The sequence below is a fragment of the Allobosea sp. 2KB_26 genome (assembly GCF_052115715.1).
Taxonomy (GTDB): domain Bacteria; phylum Pseudomonadota; class Alphaproteobacteria; order Rhizobiales; family Beijerinckiaceae; genus Allobosea.
Genome location: NZ_JBFRHE010000012.1, coordinates 41,746 through 59,038 on the forward strand (window position 1 = coordinate 41,746; position 17,293 = coordinate 59,038).

Annotated in this window: 19 protein-coding genes; 9 read left to right on the forward strand and 10 right to left on the reverse strand. The window is 64.6% G+C overall.

Annotation, left to right across the window (positions count from 1 at the left end):
• The first annotated feature begins 32 nt into the window (after positions 1–32).
• Positions 33–1,181, forward strand: a complete 1,149-nt coding sequence (locus AB4099_RS25695; RefSeq protein ID WP_113518712.1) for a glycosyltransferase — start codon at positions 33–35, stop codon at positions 1,179–1,181.
• A 55-nt stretch (positions 1,182–1,236) separates the two neighbouring features.
• Here AB4099_RS25695 and AB4099_RS25700 read toward each other — a convergent pair whose 3' ends face one another.
• A complete protein-coding gene (locus AB4099_RS25700) occupies positions 1,237–1,437 on the reverse strand; it encodes a hypothetical protein (protein WP_162768477.1) in 201 nt (66 codons plus the stop codon).
• A 334-nt stretch (positions 1,438–1,771) separates the two neighbouring features.
• Here AB4099_RS25700 and parE point away from each other — a divergent pair, with 334 nt between their 5' ends.
• From parE to AB4099_RS25715, 3 genes are all read left to right on the forward strand, one after another.
• Positions 1,772–3,865: a DNA topoisomerase IV subunit B gene (parE, locus tag AB4099_RS25705; protein WP_113518713.1), complete on the forward strand. Its 2,094-nt coding sequence runs from the start codon at positions 1,772–1,774 to the stop codon at positions 3,863–3,865.
• Between the two features lie 204 nt (positions 3,866–4,069).
• On the forward strand, positions 4,070–4,996 hold the full coding sequence (locus AB4099_RS25710) for a LysR family transcriptional regulator (protein WP_441480148.1): 927 nt from the start codon (positions 4,070–4,072) through the stop codon (positions 4,994–4,996).
• 72 nt (positions 4,997–5,068) lie between these two features.
• Positions 5,069–5,332, forward strand: coding sequence for a hypothetical protein (locus tag AB4099_RS25715; protein WP_113518715.1), 264 nt, complete (start codon positions 5,069–5,071; stop codon positions 5,330–5,332).
• 3 nt (positions 5,333–5,335) lie between these two features.
• Here AB4099_RS25715 and AB4099_RS25720 read toward each other — a convergent pair whose 3' ends face one another.
• The gene (locus AB4099_RS25720) at positions 5,336–6,040 is read right to left on the reverse strand and encodes an alpha/beta fold hydrolase (RefSeq protein ID WP_441480149.1); all 705 of its coding nucleotides are present in this window, start codon (positions 6,038–6,040) and stop codon (positions 5,336–5,338) included.
• Between the two features lie 153 nt (positions 6,041–6,193).
• Between AB4099_RS25720 and AB4099_RS25725 the strand changes: the two genes are divergently transcribed.
• Together AB4099_RS25725 and AB4099_RS25730 are read left to right on the forward strand one after the other, a co-directional pair.
• Positions 6,194–7,684, forward strand: coding sequence for a DEAD/DEAH box helicase (locus tag AB4099_RS25725; RefSeq protein WP_113518716.1), 1,491 nt, complete (start codon positions 6,194–6,196; stop codon positions 7,682–7,684).
• 186 nt (positions 7,685–7,870) lie between these two features.
• Positions 7,871–8,929 (forward strand): GGDEF domain-containing protein, encoded by a 1,059-nt coding sequence (locus AB4099_RS25730; protein WP_162768478.1) that lies wholly within the window; start codon positions 7,871–7,873, stop codon positions 8,927–8,929.
• Positions 8,930–8,948: 19 nt separating this feature from the next.
• On the opposite strand, the gene AB4099_RS25735 is transcribed toward AB4099_RS25730, so the two are convergent.
• The gene (locus AB4099_RS25735) at positions 8,949–9,344 is read right to left on the reverse strand and encodes a HesB/IscA family protein (protein WP_441480150.1); all 396 of its coding nucleotides are present in this window, start codon (positions 9,342–9,344) and stop codon (positions 8,949–8,951) included.
• 178 nt (positions 9,345–9,522) lie between these two features.
• On the opposite strand from AB4099_RS25735, the gene AB4099_RS25740 reads away from it, so the two are divergent.
• Both AB4099_RS25740 and AB4099_RS25745 read left to right on the forward strand, forming a co-directional pair.
• A complete protein-coding gene (locus tag AB4099_RS25740; protein WP_441480151.1) occupies positions 9,523–10,596 on the forward strand; it encodes a malate/lactate/ureidoglycolate dehydrogenase in 1,074 nt (357 codons plus the stop codon).
• A gap of 35 nt (positions 10,597–10,631) precedes the next feature.
• The gene (locus AB4099_RS25745; protein WP_113518719.1) at positions 10,632–10,994 is read left to right on the forward strand and encodes an MmcQ/YjbR family DNA-binding protein; all 363 of its coding nucleotides are present in this window, start codon (positions 10,632–10,634) and stop codon (positions 10,992–10,994) included.
• A 98-nt stretch (positions 10,995–11,092) separates the two neighbouring features.
• On the opposite strand, the gene AB4099_RS25750 is transcribed toward AB4099_RS25745, so the two are convergent.
• Positions 11,093–11,980 carry a PhzF family phenazine biosynthesis protein gene (locus AB4099_RS25750; RefSeq protein ID WP_441480152.1) on the reverse strand — a complete coding sequence of 296 codons (888 nt, stop codon included), beginning with the start codon at positions 11,978–11,980 and terminating at the stop codon, positions 11,093–11,095.
• Positions 11,981–12,060: 80 nt separating this feature from the next.
• Here AB4099_RS25750 and AB4099_RS25755 point away from each other — a divergent pair, with 80 nt between their 5' ends.
• Complete coding sequence (locus AB4099_RS25755) at positions 12,061–12,363, forward strand: ArsR/SmtB family transcription factor (RefSeq protein WP_441480153.1); 303 nt, start codon at positions 12,061–12,063, stop codon at positions 12,361–12,363.
• An 11-nt stretch (positions 12,364–12,374) separates the two neighbouring features.
• Here the strand turns inward: AB4099_RS25755 and AB4099_RS25760 are convergent, their stop codons facing one another.
• The 6 genes from AB4099_RS25760 to sufC all read right to left on the reverse strand — a co-directional run bounded on the left by AB4099_RS25760 (position 12,375) and on the right by sufC (position 17,249).
• On the reverse strand, positions 12,375–13,220 hold the full coding sequence (locus AB4099_RS25760) for a protein-L-isoaspartate O-methyltransferase family protein (protein ID WP_441480243.1): 846 nt from the start codon (positions 13,218–13,220) through the stop codon (positions 12,375–12,377).
• An 85-nt stretch (positions 13,221–13,305) separates the two neighbouring features.
• Positions 13,306–13,689 carry an SUF system Fe-S cluster assembly protein gene (locus AB4099_RS25765; protein WP_113515427.1) on the reverse strand — a complete coding sequence of 128 codons (384 nt, stop codon included), beginning with the start codon at positions 13,687–13,689 and terminating at the stop codon, positions 13,306–13,308.
• 14 nt (positions 13,690–13,703) lie between these two features.
• On the reverse strand, positions 13,704–14,942 hold the full coding sequence (locus AB4099_RS25770) for a cysteine desulfurase (RefSeq protein ID WP_441480154.1): 1,239 nt from the start codon (positions 14,940–14,942) through the stop codon (positions 13,704–13,706).
• A 2-nt stretch (positions 14,943–14,944) separates the two neighbouring features.
• The gene (locus tag AB4099_RS25775; protein WP_441480155.1) at positions 14,945–15,151 is read right to left on the reverse strand and encodes a tautomerase family protein; all 207 of its coding nucleotides are present in this window, start codon (positions 15,149–15,151) and stop codon (positions 14,945–14,947) included.
• The gene (gene sufD, locus AB4099_RS25780; RefSeq protein ID WP_441480156.1) at positions 15,151–16,497 is read right to left on the reverse strand and encodes a Fe-S cluster assembly protein SufD; all 1,347 of its coding nucleotides are present in this window, start codon (positions 16,495–16,497) and stop codon (positions 15,151–15,153) included. Before sufD ends, AB4099_RS25775 begins: the two co-directional genes overlap by 1 nt.
• Positions 16,497–17,249: a Fe-S cluster assembly ATPase SufC gene (gene sufC, locus AB4099_RS25785; RefSeq protein ID WP_441480157.1), complete on the reverse strand. Its 753-nt coding sequence runs from the start codon at positions 17,247–17,249 to the stop codon at positions 16,497–16,499. The genes sufD and sufC overlap by 1 nt, the downstream gene beginning before the upstream one ends.
• Between the last annotated feature and the right edge of the window lie 44 nt (positions 17,250–17,293).

The window sequence follows — 17,293 nt, forward strand, 5'->3', positions numbered from 1 at the left end:
ACGCCGATCAAGTGCTCGAATTCAGGACGCGTATGTCTGGCTCCCGTCTGTCTCCCACACCCTCCGTGATCATCTTCGGCTCGGCGAGACCCGTCACCTGCGCGGTGATGGACTATGCGCGGCGGCTTGCCGACGCCATCAACGCGCAGCGTCCCGGTTTTGCCGCCCTTCACATGGTCGAACCCGACCAGCCCATCGCCTTCGTCCGTGCCATCGCCGGGTCGCTGCACGAGGGCCGGATTGCGCATTTTCAGCTTCCTGTCGAAGGTTGGGGGAACGCGATCCTGCCAGGTTCGGCACTGATGTTGGCGCGGCTCTGGACGCGCAAGGGCTATACCGTCGCGACCTTGCACGAGTGGGCCTCGCTCAACCGGCTGCGCTACCTCTCGATGATCCCCGACATCCTTGCGACCGATGGCTTCATCTTCGTTTCGCAACAGCAGCGCGAGAGCTTTCTCAAGACTCCGCTGGTCGGACCAAGCAGGAAGCTCGCTGCCCCGGTCATCCCGATCGGCCCGAACATCATGCCGGCGCGGATCGATCCGGAGCGGGTCTTCAAGGAGCGAGCTAAGACGCGGGGCAACGCCACAACGCAGGCCGATATCGTGATCGGCTATTTCGGAGTTCTTTATGCCAGCAAGCGCCCGGACATGCTGCTGCGCGTCGCCAAGACGCTGCATGACCGCGGCACCAGGGCCCGGCTACTCGTCTGCGGCGATTTTCTCTGGGACAAGCCCAGGGATCGCGAGACCTTCTTTGCCCTCGCGCGCGAGCTCGGCATCATCGACTGGCTCGACTTTCGCGGCCGTATCGACGACGAGGGCGAGTTGATGGCGACGCTTTCGGCCGCTGATGTTTTCCTGCTGCCTTTCACCGACGGCATCAGTACGCGCCGGGGCAGCTTCCAGGCCGTCAGCCAGCTCGCGATCCCGCTGGTCTCGACCGAAGCCGAGCGTCGAGACGAGTTCGACCTGTCGCCCTCCCTGAAAGCGAAGATCGACAGTCCCGCGACGGTGCTTTGCCCGGTCGATGCAGCGCCTGAAGAATTCGCCGACGCCGTCATCACCGCCCATCTTCACAGGGCGGACGCGGTTGGTGTCGATCTTTCCGCCGCATGGGATGAAGCGGCGCGGACGCATCTCGCCTTCTACGACCAGATGATCTCCGATCGTCGGCTCTGACAGGCGGCCGACGCCGTTCTCCGCCCGAGTTTACACCTGTCGGCTGGCGTGCGCCTCAGCGCAAGGCGAGCGCCACGACGCCGATCAGCGCAACCGAGGCTGCGAGCCACCACAATTTGCGACCCTGGCCAGCATCGATCGAGCGGGATCCGGTCAGTAGCGCCATGTCCTCGTAACCAAAGGATTCACCGGCAAGGCGCGCAGTGCGCTCGAGCCCGGCCATCTTCATCCCTGGAACCGACGAACGCGCGACCACGACAGCCTCCCACTTTCCCAAAGTTCCGTCAGCTGGCAGCCATTAGCATGCTGACGAATCTCGACCCCGTCACTCTCGTTCGTGCCGGGTTAATGCGACATGAACCATGCGCCTGGGCACCGCATGACATGCTCGCGTGACGCCTCTGCGACGCTCGCTCGGCTGAGGGTTCGGTGCACAGCAAGGAGCGGAGCGACGATTCTCCTGCTTGTTCGGAGCGATGTTCGTTATATGTCTGGGAAACAATCGTTGCAGCCGGCAGGAGTGTCGGCCCTGGCGATGTCCCGGATGCGCTATTCTATGAGCGCTGCGAATCAGGTGATCGGCGAACGAAATGACGGAGAATGGCGATCTTTTCGGTGAGGGCAGCGGCGAGCAGCCGCAGCGGGCGCCCGAGCCATCGCCGGTCAAGCGTGACGCGGCGGCTTCGAGCAAGCCTCCGCAGCAATCGGCCTCACCCTCCGTACCGCGCAACGGCACCTTGTCCGAGGCGGGCTATACCGCGTCCGCCATCGAAGTCCTCGAGGGGCTCGAGCCGGTGCGCCGTCGGCCAGGCATGTATATCGGCGGCACCGACGAACGCGCGCTGCATCATCTCTTCGCCGAAGTGATCGACAACGCCATGGACGAGGCCGTCGCCGGCCACGCGACCTTCATCGACGTCGAATTCTTCGAGGACGGCTCGCTTGCCGTCACCGACAATGGCCGCGGTATCCCGATCGATCCGCATCCGAAATTCCCCGATAAGTCGGCGCTCGAAGTCATCATGACCACGCTGCATGCCGGCGGCAAATTCGACTCCAAGGCCTATGAGACCTCGGGTGGACTGCACGGTGTCGGCGTTTCCGTGGTCAATGCCCTGTCGGACCGGCTCGAGGTCGAGGTCGCGCGCGGCCAGATGCTCTATCGTCAGGTCTTTTCGCGCGGGGCACCGCAGGGGCCGCTGGAAACTGTCGGGCGCGTCGCCAACCGGCGCGGCACGAAGGTGCGTTTCCATCCCGACGCCCAGATTTTCGGCGAGGGAGCCCATTTCTCCCCTGCCCGCCTGTTCCGGATGGCGCGCTCGAAGGCTTATCTCTTCGGTGGCGTGGAGATCCGCTGGCGCTGCGCGCCCGCGCTGCTGAAGCCAGAGGGCGATGTCGCGGCGGAGGCCGTCTTCCGCTTTCCCGGGGGCTTGCGCGACTATCTCGGCCGCGAGATCGAGGGCAAGGATCTCGTCGCCGAGCCGATCTTCTCCGGCAAGATCACCAAAGATGGCGGCCACGGCTCGCTGGAATGGGCCGTGGCGTGGCTGGCAACCGGCGAGGACGGTTTCAGCTCGTCCTATTGCAACACCATTCCGACCCCGGAAGGCGGCACGCATGAGCAGGGCTTGCGCGTCGCGCTGCTGCGCGGTCTGCGCGACCATGCCGAGCGTATCGGCCAGTCGAAGCGCATGGCGCAGGTGACCTCCGACGACGTCATGGCGACCTGTGCCGCGATGCTGTCGGTCTTCATCCGCGAGCCTGAGTTCCAGGGCCAGACCAAGGACAAGCTTGCGACGCTGGAGGCCGCGCGCATCGTCGAGAACGCAGTGCGCGACGCCTTTGACCACTGGCTCGCCGCCGCGCCGCAGCAGGCACTGAAGCTGCTCGACTGGTCGGTCGACCGGGCCGAGGAACGCCAGCGCCGCCGGCTCGAGAAGGAAGTTTCGCGCAAGACCGCGACGCGCAAGCTTCGGCTGCCCGGAAAGCTCGCCGATTGCAGCAGCGCCGGCGCTGCGGGCTCCGAACTTTTCATCGTCGAGGGGGATTCCGCCGGTGGGTCGGCCAAGCAGGCGCGCAACCGCGCGACGCAGGCGATCCTGCCGCTGCGCGGCAAGATCCTCAACGTTGCCAACGCGACCCGCGAGAAGCTGAACCAGAACCAGCAGTTGGCCGACCTGATCCTGGCGCTCGGCTGCGGTATCGGCAGCCAGTTCCGCGAGGATGACCTGCGCTACGAGAAGGTCATCGTGATGACCGACGCCGACGTTGACGGCGCGCATATCGCCTCGCTGCTCGTCACCTTCTTCTGGCGCCAGACGCCACGCCTGATCGAGAAGGGCCATCTCTATCTTGCCGTGCCGCCGCTCTATCGGCTCCAGCATGGCGGCAAGAGTGTCTATGCCCGCAACGACGCCCATAAGGACGAACTGATCGCGACTGTGTTCAAGGGCAAGAAGCCGGAGATCAGCCGATTCAAGGGCCTGGGCGAGATGATGCCGGCGCAGCTCAAGGAAACCACGATGGACCCAGCCAAGCGCATCCTGCTCAAGGTCATGGTCGATCATGAGGCGCGGGACGAGACCTCCGATACCGTCGAGCGGCTGATGGGCAACAAGCCGGAAGCCCGCTTCATCTTCATCCAGGAGCGCGCGGCCTTTGCCGGCGAGCTGATCGACCTGTGAATCCAGAGGCGCGGCCGACATATTCGGGCGCGCGCGACCCTCGCATTTTTGTCGGTGAGGCCGTCAAACTCGGCGGGCTGTCAGCAGGGTGTGCCGACGGCATCCTGCGGGTATGTCGAACCGCAGCCGCCCGCACCCAAACACGCCGCATGACGATGCCGATGCCAGGACAGGCTCCCATGCTCAACCATGGCCGATGATCGCATGGGGCAGCCTGCTTCCCCTCCACCTCGACGCCACGCGCTGGCTTCACCCAGCTGGGACGACATCGCGATCTTCCACTCCGTCGCCGTCGGTGGGACGCTGGCCGTGGCAGCGGTCGCGCTCGGGCTGAGCGAGGCAACGGTTGCCCGTCGCCTCAAGAATCTCGAGACACAACTCGGCCTGCCACTGTTCAGACGTACGGCGAACCGGCTTGTTCTCACCGAGATCGGCTCAACTCTCGCCGGCGATGCCAGTGACATCGCCACTGCGGTGGAGCGCTTCAGCAACCGGACGCGTGCGGCACGCTCCGCCGATGACGCGCCTGTCAGGGTGACGGCGACGACCTCGATCAGCCTGTTCCTGACCATGCATGCGACGACGATCTCGGCCCAGGCGGGGGGTGTCGAGATCGGCATCATCAGCACGCGAGAGCGGCTCGACCTGGCCCGTGGGGATGCCGATATCGCGATCCGGATGCGCCGTCCTCCGCAGCAAAACGGCTATTTCAGCCAGAAGATCGGGCGGCTGGTACAGGCGCTTTATGCGCGCCGCGATGTCGATCCTCTGACGGCGCCTATCATCTCGGTCAGCCGCGACGTCTCCTCCCGTATCGAGGAGCACATCCTGAACTGGGCCAATGGGCGCCCGATCGCGGCCCGCGTCGGAGATTCAGCCGCGCGCTATGAGAGCATTCGCTCGGCGGGCGCCGTTTCGATGGCGCCCTGCTTCATGGGTGATTTCGATGAGACGCTGATCCGGCTCGCCCCGCCGCCGGACGAGACGTCCGACGAGATCTTCCTCGTCTCACACGAGGTTTCGCGCCAGCGGCCTGCGGTGATGGCGGTGCTGCGGGCACTTCAGGTGCTCTTTCGTGCAAACCGGACACGGTTGAATGGCATTCTCACGACCCCGGAAAGCATTCGCTAACCAAGCTTTTACTGGCTGGCGCGCAAGATGCATCAAGGGGCCGCATTGCGCCCCAACGATGCGGGGCGCCCCATGCGGGTCATCAAACTCTTCTTGAAGAACGAACGCGGCAGCATGGTCGCAGATGTTGCCAAGGCCGGCGCGGCGATTGCCTTCCTTTCGGTCATCGCCGTCAATTTCGTGTCCACCCAGACGGCGCAACATCTCGACACCGAGCGTTTGAGCCAGGTCGCGTCCGCGGCGTCCAAGGGCCAGATGATCGACCCGCTCGTCACCGGTTCGATCCGCAAGAGCGCAAACGAAACCAGGCTCGACCCCTGCTCTGCTCCGCGCTGAGCGTCAGCCCAGCCAGCTCAGCAGCGCTTCTGTAACCGCCTGTGGCGCTTCCAGTGTCGAGAGATGGCCGCAATCGGGAACGGTGAGCAGCCGCGCGTTGTCCCCGATCTCATCGGCGATCTCCCGGGCTTCCGCGACAGGTGTGATCTGGTCCTCCGCGCCAACCAGAATCATGGTCGGCACCGAGATGGCGGCAAGGCCTGGCCGGGAGTCCGGCCGCCCCATGATCGCCCTCTGCTGGCGAACAAACCCTTTTGCGCCAATATCTTCTGCCATTTTCCGCACATCGAGGCGCAATGCCTCGTCGGTCAGGCGTTCCGGCGCCACGAGCTTTTGCCAGAGCAAAGTCGTGACATTGTCGAAGGCCCCCTTCTCGGCGAGGGCGATCATCTGTTCACGCGGCGCGTTGGTTTCCGGCGTCGCCGGCTTCGCACTGGTGTCGAGCAGCGCCAGCCGCGTCACACGTTCCGGCGCACGGCGCATGATGTCCAAGGCGACATAGCCGCCCATCGACAGACCGCAGAGCGCAAACCGCTCCGGGGCCGCCTCCAGCAGCCGAGCTGTGATGGCGGCCAGGTTATCGTCTCGGGCATGATCGGCGACGAGGACCGGCCGCCCTGGGGCGAGCGCCGGCCATTGCGGTCCATAGAGCGCCGCAGTGCAGCTCAACCCGGGAATCAGCACAAGCGGCTCGTTCATGGCGATCATACCTTCCGTTCTTGCCTAGTTTGTTGACTTTCCCGCGTTATTTCTGCATTGGACAGGGGTCCGAAGGCGCGCAGGAAAGAGAAGTCGCGCCACCGTCGCGGTTGATAGGTCGTCCCGCCACGTGTCACCGACCCTGAAGAAGCGCAACTCTCGATGTCTTTTGCCGAACTCGGCCTCAGCGATAAAGTTCTGACGGCGGTCACAACCGCAGGCTACTCCACGCCTACCCCCATCCAGGCTCAGGCCATTCCCCACGTGCTCGCGCGCCGCGATGTCCTCGGCATTGCGCAGACGGGCACGGGCAAGACCGCCGCCTTCACCTTGCCGATGCTCACCATTCTGGAGAATGGCCGGGCCAGGGCAAGGATGCCGCGCACTCTGATCCTGGAGCCGACTCGCGAGCTCGCCGCTCAGGTCGAAGAGAATTTCTCGCGCTATGGAGTCAACCAGAAGCTCTCGGTCGCGCTGCTGATCGGCGGCGTCTCCTTCGGCGATCAGGACGCCAAGATCACCCGCGGTGTTGACGTATTGATCGCGACGCCAGGGCGCCTGCTGGATCACGTGGAGCGCGGCAAGTTGCTGCTGACCGGCGTCGAATTGCTTGTCATCGACGAAGCGGATCGCATGCTCGACATGGGCTTCATCCCCGACATCGAGCGCGTCTGCAAGCTTGTGCCTTTCACGAGGCAAACCCTGTTCTTCACGGCGACGATGCCGCCGGAAATCACTCGGATCAGCGAGCAGTTCCTGCATAATCCTGTGCGCATCGAGGCTTCGCGTCCCGCGACGGCAGCCACGACCATCACGCAGCGCCTGATCGCCTCCAATTCGCAGGACTATGAGAAGCGCGACACGCTTCGCAAGCTGATCCGCGACGCCAAGGACCTGCAGAACGCGATCGTATTCTGCAACCGCAAGCGCGATGTGGCGACGCTCCATAAGTCCCTGCTGAAACATGGTTTCCCTGCCGTCGCGCTACATGGCGACATGGACCAGTATGCCCGTATGGCGGCACTGGAATCCTTCCGTACCGGCGAGAATCCGATCCTGGTGGCGAGCGACGTCGCCGCCCGAGGACTTGACATCCCGGCCGTCAGCCACGTCTTCAATTTCGACGTTCCGACCCATGCCGAGGACTATGTTCACCGCATCGGCCGTACCGGGCGGGCGGGCCGGCTCGGCGCGGCCTTCACGATCGTGACGCGCCACGACGACAAGCTCGTTGCAGCCGTTGAGAAGCTCACCGGTCAGCCGATTGCCTGGGAAGGTCCCGGCCTCAACGACCTTCCTCCCGGCGAGCCGCGCGACGAGCGTCGCAGCCGCCGCGACGACAAGCGTTCGCCACGCGGCGGTCGCGGGCGTCCCATTCGGGCCCCGCGCGAGGACGCCGCGCCGTTGGACGATGTCGCCGTCGTGGACACCGCAGATCGCGCTCCTCGCGACGTCCGCCGCCGTGGCGAGGACAGGCCGACAAAGACCCGCATTCGCCATGCCAGCGAGCAATCAGCGCCCGCGGCAGCACCCGCACCCGTACATCCACGCTCGCATGAGCGGCGCCGGGATGAGGATGATCGCGAACCCAAGGTCAAGGGACTGGGCGATCACGTGCCGGCCTTCCTGCTGCGGCCCGTCAAGGTCGGCTGACACGGCAGCATCAACGGTATCTTAACACCGTTCCTCCAATCTTACCGAGTGGCTAGGGCTTCCCGCAGCCACCCTGCGGGGCGCGATTGCCGCCGTCATGACGGACAGAATGTCCCGCTTCGATTCACAATCGAGCCCGAGATGGCCGGTGTGGCCACCGGGGTCGGCTCCGGTCGGGCGATGACGATGAGCGAACAGACGCAGTCCTCCCAGTACACGTCCGACCTCCCCGAGCGTGTCGTTGTGGCCATGCGTCAGCATGGCTCTCCCGGCTATCCCCGTGCCTTCGAGGTCTGGTACGCACATCTCAGCGGCGAGATGCCCGCGCTCAGCATGGCAATGGGCGCTATCATCACCGGTAGCGAGGGCCAGGTCGGTGCTGCCGATATCGACAACCTCTATGACCGGTTCATCAGCACCGAACGGCTCGCGCGCCAGGCCGAACGCACCAGCCTGCAGGTTCTCGGCGAAATCGACAGCTTGATGTCACTGGTCGATCGCGCGCTGGATTCGAGCGAGCGCTATCACGGCCGCCTCAGCGCGATGTCGGACGAAGTCCCGCCCATGACCGACCGGCAGCGCTTGCGCGAATGGGTCGAAGCGCTGGTCATGTCGACTCGCGAAGAGGTGGTGCGCAAGACCCAGCTCGAGTCGCAATTGAAGGACAGTTCCAACGAGATCCGGCATCTTCGCGAGGCTCTGGAAACGACGCGGGCCGAGGCGTTGACCGACCCGCTGACCGGCCTCGCCAATCGCCGGCACTTCGAGGAGATGCTGCAGAAATCGATCGACCAGGCGACCCTGCAGCGCGAACCCTTTGCGCTGGTCATGGCCGATATCGACTTCTTCAAGACCTTCAACGATGCGCATGGCCATCTGACCGGCGATCAGGTGCTGCGCCTCGTCGCCCGCACCATGAAGGACAAGTTCAAGGAGAAGGCGGTGATCTCGCGCTTCGGCGGCGAGGAGTTTGCGATCATCCTGCCGGAAGCCGATATCGTCGCGGGCAAATTCGGCGCCGAGACGGTGCGCCAGGCGCTCCTCACCCGCGAGCTGATCAAGCGCTCGACCAACGAGAACCTCGGCCGGATCACCATTTCGTTGGGAGTCTCGGCTTATCGGCGCGGCGACACGGCCGGTTCACTGGTCGACCGCGCCGACCAAGCCCTGATGCAGGCCAAGCGTGACGGCCGCAACCGCACCATCACCGAAGAGGCACTGGATACGACAAGTCGCGTGGCCTGACCGGCTGCTTCACCGGGGATCAGGGGCTGGTGAGCGCGGCTTCGGCACGCGGCTTGATCTCGACCGATTCGCCACAGCCACAGGCCGAAACCTGGTTTGGATTGTTGAAGACGAAGGTCGAGGAGAAACGGTCGCTCCTGAAGTCCAACTCGGTACCGAGCAGGAAGAGCACGGCCTTGGCGTCGACGACCACGGTCGCATCCTTCTCGGTGACGATCTCGTCGCCCTTATGCGCCTCGCGTGCGACCTCGAAGGTATATTCCATCCCGGCGCAGCCGCCCTTCTTGACGCCGACGCGAAGGCCGAGCGCCGGCGCGTCCGGATTGTCGAACGCCGATTGCGCCATAATCTCGCGGATACGCGTTGCAGCAGCGTCGGTTAGCGACACTACCTTCAGGCCCGGAATCGAAAACATCCTCGTCCCTCCTCGATCGGGTTCAAGGCCCGATGAAACAGGATTGCATCTCCAACATAAGGATCGGTAAGCGCAACGTCGAGGTGTTGCGGCGCAACGGCGCCATTTCATTGCACGCATTGCATGACGGGCGGGGGCATGCACTGTGGCGCTCTCACCAGAAGCGGCTCGAACACACATGACCTATCGCCTGCACCGCCCGGAATCGCTCCACGCCCTCGTCCGCGAGATGGTCACAAGAGCCGGCTGGACGGAGGCGCAGGCGCAGGAAACAGCGCACCATCTCGTGCTCGCCAATCTGAGCGGCCATGACAGCCATGGCGTCGGCATGATCCCGCTCTATTTCAACTCGCTGGCAGACGGGAACCTGAAACCGGACGCAGCGCCCGTCACGAAACTCGACAGCGCCCCCTTCCTGATCATCGACGGCCAGGTCGCGCTCGGGCAGCCCACTGCGCGCAACGCAGTGGAGCGTGCAGCCAAGATGGCGCAGGACGGCGGCGTTGCCATCGTCAATCTGCTGGACGCGCACCATATCGGCCGCATCGGGCATTATGCCGAGATCGCTGCGGAGGCGGGACTGATCTCGTTCTTCTGGGTCAACGTCGCGGGTCGTCCGCCGATCGTCGCGCCTTATGCCGCCAAGGAAGCCCGTTTCGGCACCAATCCCCACGCCATCGGCATTCCGGTGCCTGATGGCGAGCCGATCATCCTGGATTTCGCCACCAGCCGCATGGCGCATGGCAAGGCTCGCGTCGCGCTGAACAAGGGTGTTCAGGTGCCGCCAGGCTACATCATCGATGGCGAAGGCAGGCCAACGACCGATCCGGCCCATGTCTTCCAGCACGCCATTCCCGACCTGCCGCTCGGCGCATTGCTGCCCTTCGGCGACCATAAGGGCGCCGGCCTCTCGCTGATTGCCGAACTGCTCTCGGCCGGCCTGATGGGCGCTGCCCGTATTGACCAGAAGCCACAGAAGAGCTGGATCATCAATTCGCTGTTCGGTGTGCTGATCGACCCGTCCCGGCTGGAGCCGGATGCCGGGCTCCGCAAGAGCCGGACCGAGAGCTATCTCGCTTTTGTTCGTGCAGCCAAGCCGCAGGACCCGGCCAATCCCGTGCTGGCGCCTGGCGACAAGGAGCGCGCGGTCCGCGCCGAACGCGGCCGCTCGGGCATCCCCCTTGACGATGAGACCTGGTCACAGATCAAGGGGGCGGCGGCGCGCTACGGCATCGACGCGGAGCAGTTCTGAGCGCTCACGCTCGCAATGGGAGCACCAGGGCGCCAATGACGCTGGATGACTACAACGCGTTCTGCGCCTCCCTTCCAGCGACGAGCCACGTCGTGCAATGGGGCGGCGCACATGTCTGGAAGGTCGGCGGCAAGGTTTTTGCCATTGCCGGCTGGAGCGGTGGAAAGCCGCTGGCCGTCACCTTCAAATGCTCGGATATGGCCTATGCCATCCTCCAGGAGCAGCCCGGCCTGCGGCCCGCTCCTTATCTCGCCTCACGGGGAATGACCTGGATCCAGCGGCAATCCGATGAGAGCATGGCCGACGATGCGCTTCGGGATTATCTCCGCGAGAGCCATCGCCTGATTGCGCTCAAACTGACGAAGGCGCTGCGCCAGCAATTGGGGCTGGCCGGTTAGAACATCGGCCCGAAAGGGGGGGGCGCGGTTTTCGGGAAAGCCGATGCGAACACAGAAGGTTAGGTCATCGGACCGGATACGAGATCCGGTTCGATGACCTAAAGCTGCGCCTCGCCGCGCAGCACCGGTACGCATCCGCCGGCGACGGTCGCGCGGATGCCATTCTCGGTGCGCCGCGCCGTCAAATGCAGCAGGCTTGGGCGTCCCATCTCGACGCCCTGGGTGAGTTCGAAGCGCGCGCTCTCGCCACCATCGAGCGATAGCAGCAACGCCGCCAGCGTGGCACTCGCCGACCCCGTTGCCGGGTCCTCCCACGTGCCGGCCAGCGGCGCAAACATGCGGGCGCGGATGCTCTCCCCATCGCGCACATAGAGGAAGAGCGACAACCGCTTCTCCAGCTCCGGATGCGCTGCCTCAAGCGCCCGGAACGCTGCGAGATCGGGTACGGCTCGCGCCAGAGCCTCCGCCTTCACTTCCGTCAGCACGAAGCGCACGCCGACCGAGGCCTGGAGCGGCTGGTGCGCGGTGACCACCACATCCGAAGGCGCCAAACCGGCACAGGCGGCAATGCCCGCAACGGGGAGCGTGATGCCCGTAGAGAGTGGCTGCGGCGCTGCGATGGTGGCGCCGATCACCGTACCATTGGCATCGCGTTGAATCTTCACTTCGACGAGGCCTGCAATCTCCTCGAAGAGGAGCACACCATCCTTATCCCGGCCATGCCGCGCCAGCACGCAGGCCGTGCCCACATTGGGATGGCCCGCAAACGGCATCTCGGCGGTGCGGTGAAAGATGCGGACACGTGCCGTGTGGGTCGGATCGTCGGGCGGCAGTACGAAGGTCGTCTCGCTGAGATTCATCTCCGCGGCCAAGGACTGCATCTGCGCGTCCGACATGCCGCGCGCATCGGTGAAGACGGCCAGCGGATTGCCGCCAAAGCGACGGTCCGTGAAGACATCGATGGTTTCGAAGGGGTAGGATGGCATGGCGGCTCCGATCGACGCTAAATCCGGTGGTTCAGAGGGATTTCCCTTGCCATGAATTAGGGACTTGGCAAAGTGCCAAAATGAATGTGGCAGACCTGTTCCGAGCGCTTGCCAATGAGCGCCGCCTCCAGATCCTGGATTGGCTGAAGGATTCGCGCGCGCATTTTCCGCCACAGGTCGACGGAGATCTGGTCGAGGACGGGGTTTGCGCGGTCTTCATCGCCGAGAAACTCGGCATCAGCCAGCCGACACTGAGCGAACACATGAAGATCCTGGTGCAGGCCGGGCTGGTGACGCCGAAGCGGATCAGGCAGTGGACCTTCTACCGACGCGATGAGGAGCGCATCCGCGCTGCCAAGACAGCGATGCTCGCCGAGCTATAGCTCTGCGCAGATCATCGCTCCTTCGTGGCTGCGTCGTAGCTCAGGCTCCAGCCGTTGCCCTGCAGCCAGACCCGCGCGGAGGATTTTTCGGCGCCGCGCCTCAGGGTGCGCACAAACTCCGCATCTCCGCCGCCGAACGCCGCCCATAGGGCCGCCTGCTCGGCCGGGGTTCCCGCCAGGGCGCCCTCGGCGCAGACGAAGGATGCCATTCCCAACCAGGCGACGCTGAACCTCTCGCCATGCGGTTCAACCAGGTAGCCCGCGCCGCGAAAGGAATGTCGCCCTCTCCTGCCCCTTGCATCGACCGGCGCGGGCACGCCAAGCGGGAAGATCAGCCGGCCGCCGGGCGCGAGGCGATCGAGCCATGCCTCGGCCGGGCGCGCGGCGGCGAAATTGACATAGATGCAATCGACCGGCTCGCACGGCCATTCGGCGCCGTCGCCCTTGACGACCGTGACCGAGGGCTGGTCCGCCAGATTGCCAGCGGCACGCTCGGCCAAGGCCGCATCATACTCGACCGCCAGCACCTGTCCTGAAGGGCCGACGAGCTCTGCCAGGATTGCCGTATAATATCCGGTGCCAGCGCCGATATGGACGACACGCTCGCCCGGGCGCGGCCTCAGTGCGTTCAGCCAATGGGCATGAAGGCTTGGGCTGCCATTGTTGACGCCGCGCTCCGGCGCCAATGCGATCAGGACATCCTGATAGACGACGGTCGGATCGCTGGAGGTCAGGACCGCATAGCCGCCGCCGCGCGACATATGCCATGGCGGCGGGCCGATGAAGCGCTCGCGCGCGACTGCCGCAAAGGCGCTCTCGAGAGCAGGATTATCGACGACACCGACGCTGGCGAGCATTTGCCGGGCATAGGCGCGCCGTACGATGGCGAGCTCCCGCTCGTTCGTCCTGCGCTGTTCCGGCACGGAAGCCCGCCTGCCCTTGTCACCACATGTCGAGGGCTACCCTGGCCTCGTCGGACATTCGGGACTGGTCCCAGGGCGGATCGAAGGTCATGTTCACCGTCACCGAGGCGACGCCCGGCACGGCGCTCACCGCGTTCTCGACCCAGCCCGGCATCTCGCCGGCAACCGGGCATCCTGGCGCGGTCAGCGTCATGTCGATCGCGACCTGGCGGTCATCGGCGATATCGACCCGGTAGATCAGGCCGAGTTCATAGATGTCAGCCGGAATTTCCGGGTCGTAGACCGTCTTCAGCGCCGCGACGATATCGTCGGTGAGACGATCGATCTCCTCCGGCGGCAGGCCCGAGCTCGCTCCCATGCTGGGGGCGTTCGGCTTCAGCTCTTCGGTGGCGCTCTCACTCATCACAACAATCCCGTTCAGGCGAAAAGGCTCTCGGCCTTCCGCAACGACTCGACCAGATGGTCGACCTCTTCCAGCGTATTGTAGAGGCCGAAAGAAGCCCTGCAGGTCGACGTCACTCCATATCGGGCCAGAAGCGGCATCGCGCAATGGGTACCGGCTCTGACTGCAACACCTGCGCGGTCGATCACGGTCGCAACGTCATGCGCATGCGCGCCCTTCAGCTCGAAGGAGACGATCGCCCCCTTGTTCGCAGCCCTACCGAATATCCGGATCGAATTCATCTCGCCGAGCCGCTGCATGGCGTAGCTGGTGAGCTTGACCTCGTGGGCAGCGATATTCTCGCGGCCCAGCGCCATCATGTAGTCGAGCGCGGCACCAAGCCCCACGGCCTCGACGATCGCCGGCGTACCGGCCTCGAAGCGATGCGGAGGGTCGTTATAAGTGATCGTATCCTCGCTGACGGTGACGATCATCTCGCCGCCGCCCTCATAGGGGGGCAGCTTTTCCAGCCATTCGCGCTTGCCCCAGAGGACGCCCGAGCCCGTCGGCCCATAGGTCTTGTGGCCGGTGAAGCAATAGAAATCGCACCCGAGGGTCTGCACGTCGACCGGCAGATGCACCGCGCTCTGGCTGCCGTCCACGACCAGCGGAATCCGATAGGCTTGGCAGATGGCAGCAACCTCGGCGATCGGAACGATCGTGCCGATCGCATTCGACATATGGGTCAATGCCACGATCTTGGTGCGCGGCGAGATCAGCTTCTCGAATTCCTCGACGAGGAAATTGCCGTCCTCGTCGATCGGCGCCCATTTGATCACCGCGCCGTGCCGCTCGCGCCAATAGTGCCAGGGCACGATGTTCGAATGGTGCTCGAGGATCGAGAGGATGATCTCGTCGCCTTCCTGGATACCGAGATGGCGACCAAGAGACGAGGCAACCAGATTCAGCGCACCGGTCGAAGACCGGGTAAAGATGATCTCTTCGAGATGGGCGGCATTGAGGAAGCGGCGCGCGCTTTCGCGCGCCGCTTCATAGGCCTCAGTCGAAGCGTTGGCGAGATAGTGCAGGCCGCGATGGACATTGGCATAGTCCTCGCGCATCAGCCGGCTCATCGCATCGATGACGACATTCGGCTTCTGCGCGGAGGCCGCATTGTCGAGATAGACCAGCGGCTTGCCGTAGACCTCCCGGCTCAGGATCGGGAAATCCCGGCGGATGGCAGCCACGTCATAAGGCTTCACCGGCGCATTCATGGTCAGGCCTTTCCAGGATTGCGTGGCCTGTCGGCGACGAGCACGCCGGCATGGCCCCAGTCCTCGCGCTCGATCTCCTGAATCACGATATGAGTGTTGTCCGGATTCTTGCCGAGCACGCGCACGAGTGTCTGCGTGAACTCCTTGACGATCTCGGCCTTCTGTTCGCGGGTCGCACCCTTGGTGATCTGGAGATTGACGTATGGCATCAGGCTGCCTTCCCGGCTGTGTGCTCGCGGTTGGCGAGCCAACCTTCGACTTCGCCCATGATCAGGTCGCGCAATGCCTCGTCGGCAACGAACTCGACCGCCTCGCCGGCAAAGGCCTGCAGAACCAGCGCCTCGGCCTGAGGCCGCGGCAGGCCGCGCGCCATCAGATAGAAGAGCTGCTCGCCGTCAATCTGCGCCACGGTGGCGCCATGGCCGCAGACCACGTCGTCGGCGAAGATCTCGAGCTCGGGCTTGTTGAACATGGTCGCACCGTCGTTCAGGAGCAGCGCGTTGCTCTTCATGCTGCCGTCGGTCTTCTGCGCATGCTGGCGCACGATGACCTTGCCCTGGAAGACGCCGGTGCCTTCGCCGCCGATGATCGACTTGAACAGCTCGCGGCTGGTGCCGTGAGGGACTTCATGGTCGACCACAAGCGTCACGTCGGAATGCTCCTGGCCGCCGAGCAGGTTGACGCCGCGTAGTCCGACTTCGGTGTGCTCTCCGGCATAGCGCACGAAATGCTGCTGGCGGACTGTGCCCGCGTTGCAAATCAGCGCGAAGGAATCGAACTTGGCATGGGCGCCAACGGTCGCGAGCAGGCTCAGAACCTGCACGGTCTCGGCCGGTTGGCGCGTCACGAGGCGGATGTGCTGAATCTCGCTTTCGTCTCCGGCTTCGAAGACGATCGCCGTGTTGATTTGCGCAGCTCTCGCCCCCGCGCTCTCGCTGATCTCGACGATCGAGCCCTTGACGCCCTTGCCGGCAAGCACGACCGAGCGGCTGAAGATCGCCTGCTCCTCGTCGCCGGAGGCGAGCGAGATGATCGCGATCGGGGCAGCGAGTTCGGTGCCTTCCGCGATCTCGACCAGGACACCGTCGCGCATCAGCGCGGTGTTGAGCATCAGGCCGGTATCGTCTTCGGCGACGCCGGGGCCGGACAGAATCCGCGTCAGATCCTCGCGCGGTGAAACCAGCGCGTCGGCCAACGCATGAACCGCGACGCCCTCGGGCAAGGCATCGAGGCCCGAAAGCTCCGCATTGAAGGCGCCGTCGATCAGGACGAGCCTGAGGCCGTCCAGCTTCAGCGTGGAGAGGCGGTCACGCACGGCCTGGGTTGCAGCATTGCCGTCGGCGAGAGGCTTCGCTTCGCGCAGCATCATGCGCAGATCCGTATAGCGCCAGGCTTCGAGTCGGCGATGCGGCAGGCCCTTGGCCTCAAAGCCGGCGAAGGCGTCTTCGCGCAGCTTGCGAACCGGCCCAGCTCCCGGCAGCTCAGCCTTCACATTGGCGAACTGCTGGGCGAGAACCTGCTCGGCTGCGGTCTTCAGCGGGGTGACGATGGCCATCAGGCGGCCTCCCCGTAGGACGCGTAACCGCTCTTCTCGAGTTCCAGGGCGAGTTCCTTGCCGCCGGTGCGGACGATGCGGCCCCTGGCCATGACATGCACGGTGTCCGGGACGATATGCTCGAGCAGGCGCTGGTAGTGGGTGATCACCAGGAAGCCGCGGCTCTTGTCGCGCAAGGCGTTGACGCCGTTGGCGACAATCCGCAGCGCGTCGATGTCGAGGCCGGAATCGGTTTCGTCAAGGATGCACATGGACGGCGCGAGCAGCGCCATCTGCAGGATCTCCATGCGCTTCTTCTCGCCGCCGGAGAAGCCGACATTGAGCGGGCGGCGCAGCATTTCACGATTGATGCCAAGGCCATCGGCAGCAGCGTTGACGCGCTTGATGAAGTCAGGCGTCAGCAATTCGTCCTCGCCGCGAGCCCTGCGCTGCGCATTCATCGCCGCCTTCAGGAAGGTCATCGTGGCGACGCCGGGGATCTCCAGCGGATACTGGAAGGCCAGGAAGATGCCGGCGGCGGCGCGGGCATCGGCCTCCATCTCCAGCACGTTCTCGCCATTCAGCAAGATCTCGCCGTCGAGGACCTCATAGTCCTCCTTGCCGGCGATGACATAGGACAGGGTCGATTTGCCGGAGCCGTTCGGCCCCATGATGGCAGCGACTTCGCCGTCATTCACGGTGAGGTTCAGGCCGTTCAGGATCTGGGTGTCCTCGTCGGCGATCTTGACGGTCAGGTTGCGGATTTCGAGCATTGGTCAGAGTTCCGGTTTCTGCCGCGTCGCGCTCGGTCTTGTGC

What these genes read in the sequence shown, in the direction of transcription:
- AB4099_RS25725 (WP_113518716.1), top strand. Translation starts at nt 6,194, where the DNA reads ATGTCTTTTGCCGAACTCGGCCTCAGCGATAAAGTTCTGACGGCGGTC.
- AB4099_RS25750 (WP_441480152.1), bottom strand. Translation starts at nt 11,980, where the DNA reads ATGCCATCCTACCCCTTCGAAACCATCGATGTCTTCACGGACCGTCGC.
- sufC (WP_441480157.1), bottom strand. Translation starts at nt 17,249, where the DNA reads ATGCTCGAAATCCGCAACCTGACCGTCAAGATCGCCGACGAGGACACC.
- AB4099_RS25770 (WP_441480154.1), bottom strand. Translation starts at nt 14,942, where the DNA reads ATGAATGCGCCGGTGAAGCCTTATGACGTGGCTGCCATCCGCCGGGAT.
- parE (WP_113518713.1), top strand. Translation starts at nt 1,772, where the DNA reads ATGACGGAGAATGGCGATCTTTTCGGTGAGGGCAGCGGCGAGCAGCCG.
- AB4099_RS25745 (WP_113518719.1), top strand. Translation starts at nt 10,632, where the DNA reads ATGACGCTGGATGACTACAACGCGTTCTGCGCCTCCCTTCCAGCGACG.
- AB4099_RS25720 (WP_441480149.1), bottom strand. Translation starts at nt 6,040, where the DNA reads ATGATCGCCATGAACGAGCCGCTTGTGCTGATTCCCGGGTTGAGCTGC.
- AB4099_RS25765 (WP_113515427.1), bottom strand. Translation starts at nt 13,689, where the DNA reads ATGAGTGAGAGCGCCACCGAAGAGCTGAAGCCGAACGCCCCCAGCATG.
- AB4099_RS25740 (WP_441480151.1), top strand. Translation starts at nt 9,523, where the DNA reads ATGACCTATCGCCTGCACCGCCCGGAATCGCTCCACGCCCTCGTCCGC.
- sufD (WP_441480156.1), bottom strand. Translation starts at nt 16,497, where the DNA reads ATGGCCATCGTCACCCCGCTGAAGACCGCAGCCGAGCAGGTTCTCGCC.
- AB4099_RS25695 (WP_113518712.1), top strand. Translation starts at nt 33, where the DNA reads ATGTCTGGCTCCCGTCTGTCTCCCACACCCTCCGTGATCATCTTCGGC.
- AB4099_RS25760 (WP_441480243.1), bottom strand. Translation starts at nt 13,220, where the DNA reads ATGCTCGCCAGCGTCGGTGTCGTCGATAATCCTGCTCTCGAGAGCGCC.
- AB4099_RS25715 (WP_113518715.1), top strand. Translation starts at nt 5,069, where the DNA reads ATGCGGGTCATCAAACTCTTCTTGAAGAACGAACGCGGCAGCATGGTC.
- AB4099_RS25730 (WP_162768478.1), top strand. Translation starts at nt 7,871, where the DNA reads ATGAGCGAACAGACGCAGTCCTCCCAGTACACGTCCGACCTCCCCGAG.
- AB4099_RS25735 (WP_441480150.1), bottom strand. Translation starts at nt 9,344, where the DNA reads ATGTTTTCGATTCCGGGCCTGAAGGTAGTGTCGCTAACCGACGCTGCT.
- AB4099_RS25775 (WP_441480155.1), bottom strand. Translation starts at nt 15,151, where the DNA reads ATGCCATACGTCAATCTCCAGATCACCAAGGGTGCGACCCGCGAACAG.
- AB4099_RS25755 (WP_441480153.1), top strand. Translation starts at nt 12,061, where the DNA reads ATGAATGTGGCAGACCTGTTCCGAGCGCTTGCCAATGAGCGCCGCCTC.
- AB4099_RS25710 (WP_441480148.1), top strand. Translation starts at nt 4,070, where the DNA reads ATGGGGCAGCCTGCTTCCCCTCCACCTCGACGCCACGCGCTGGCTTCA.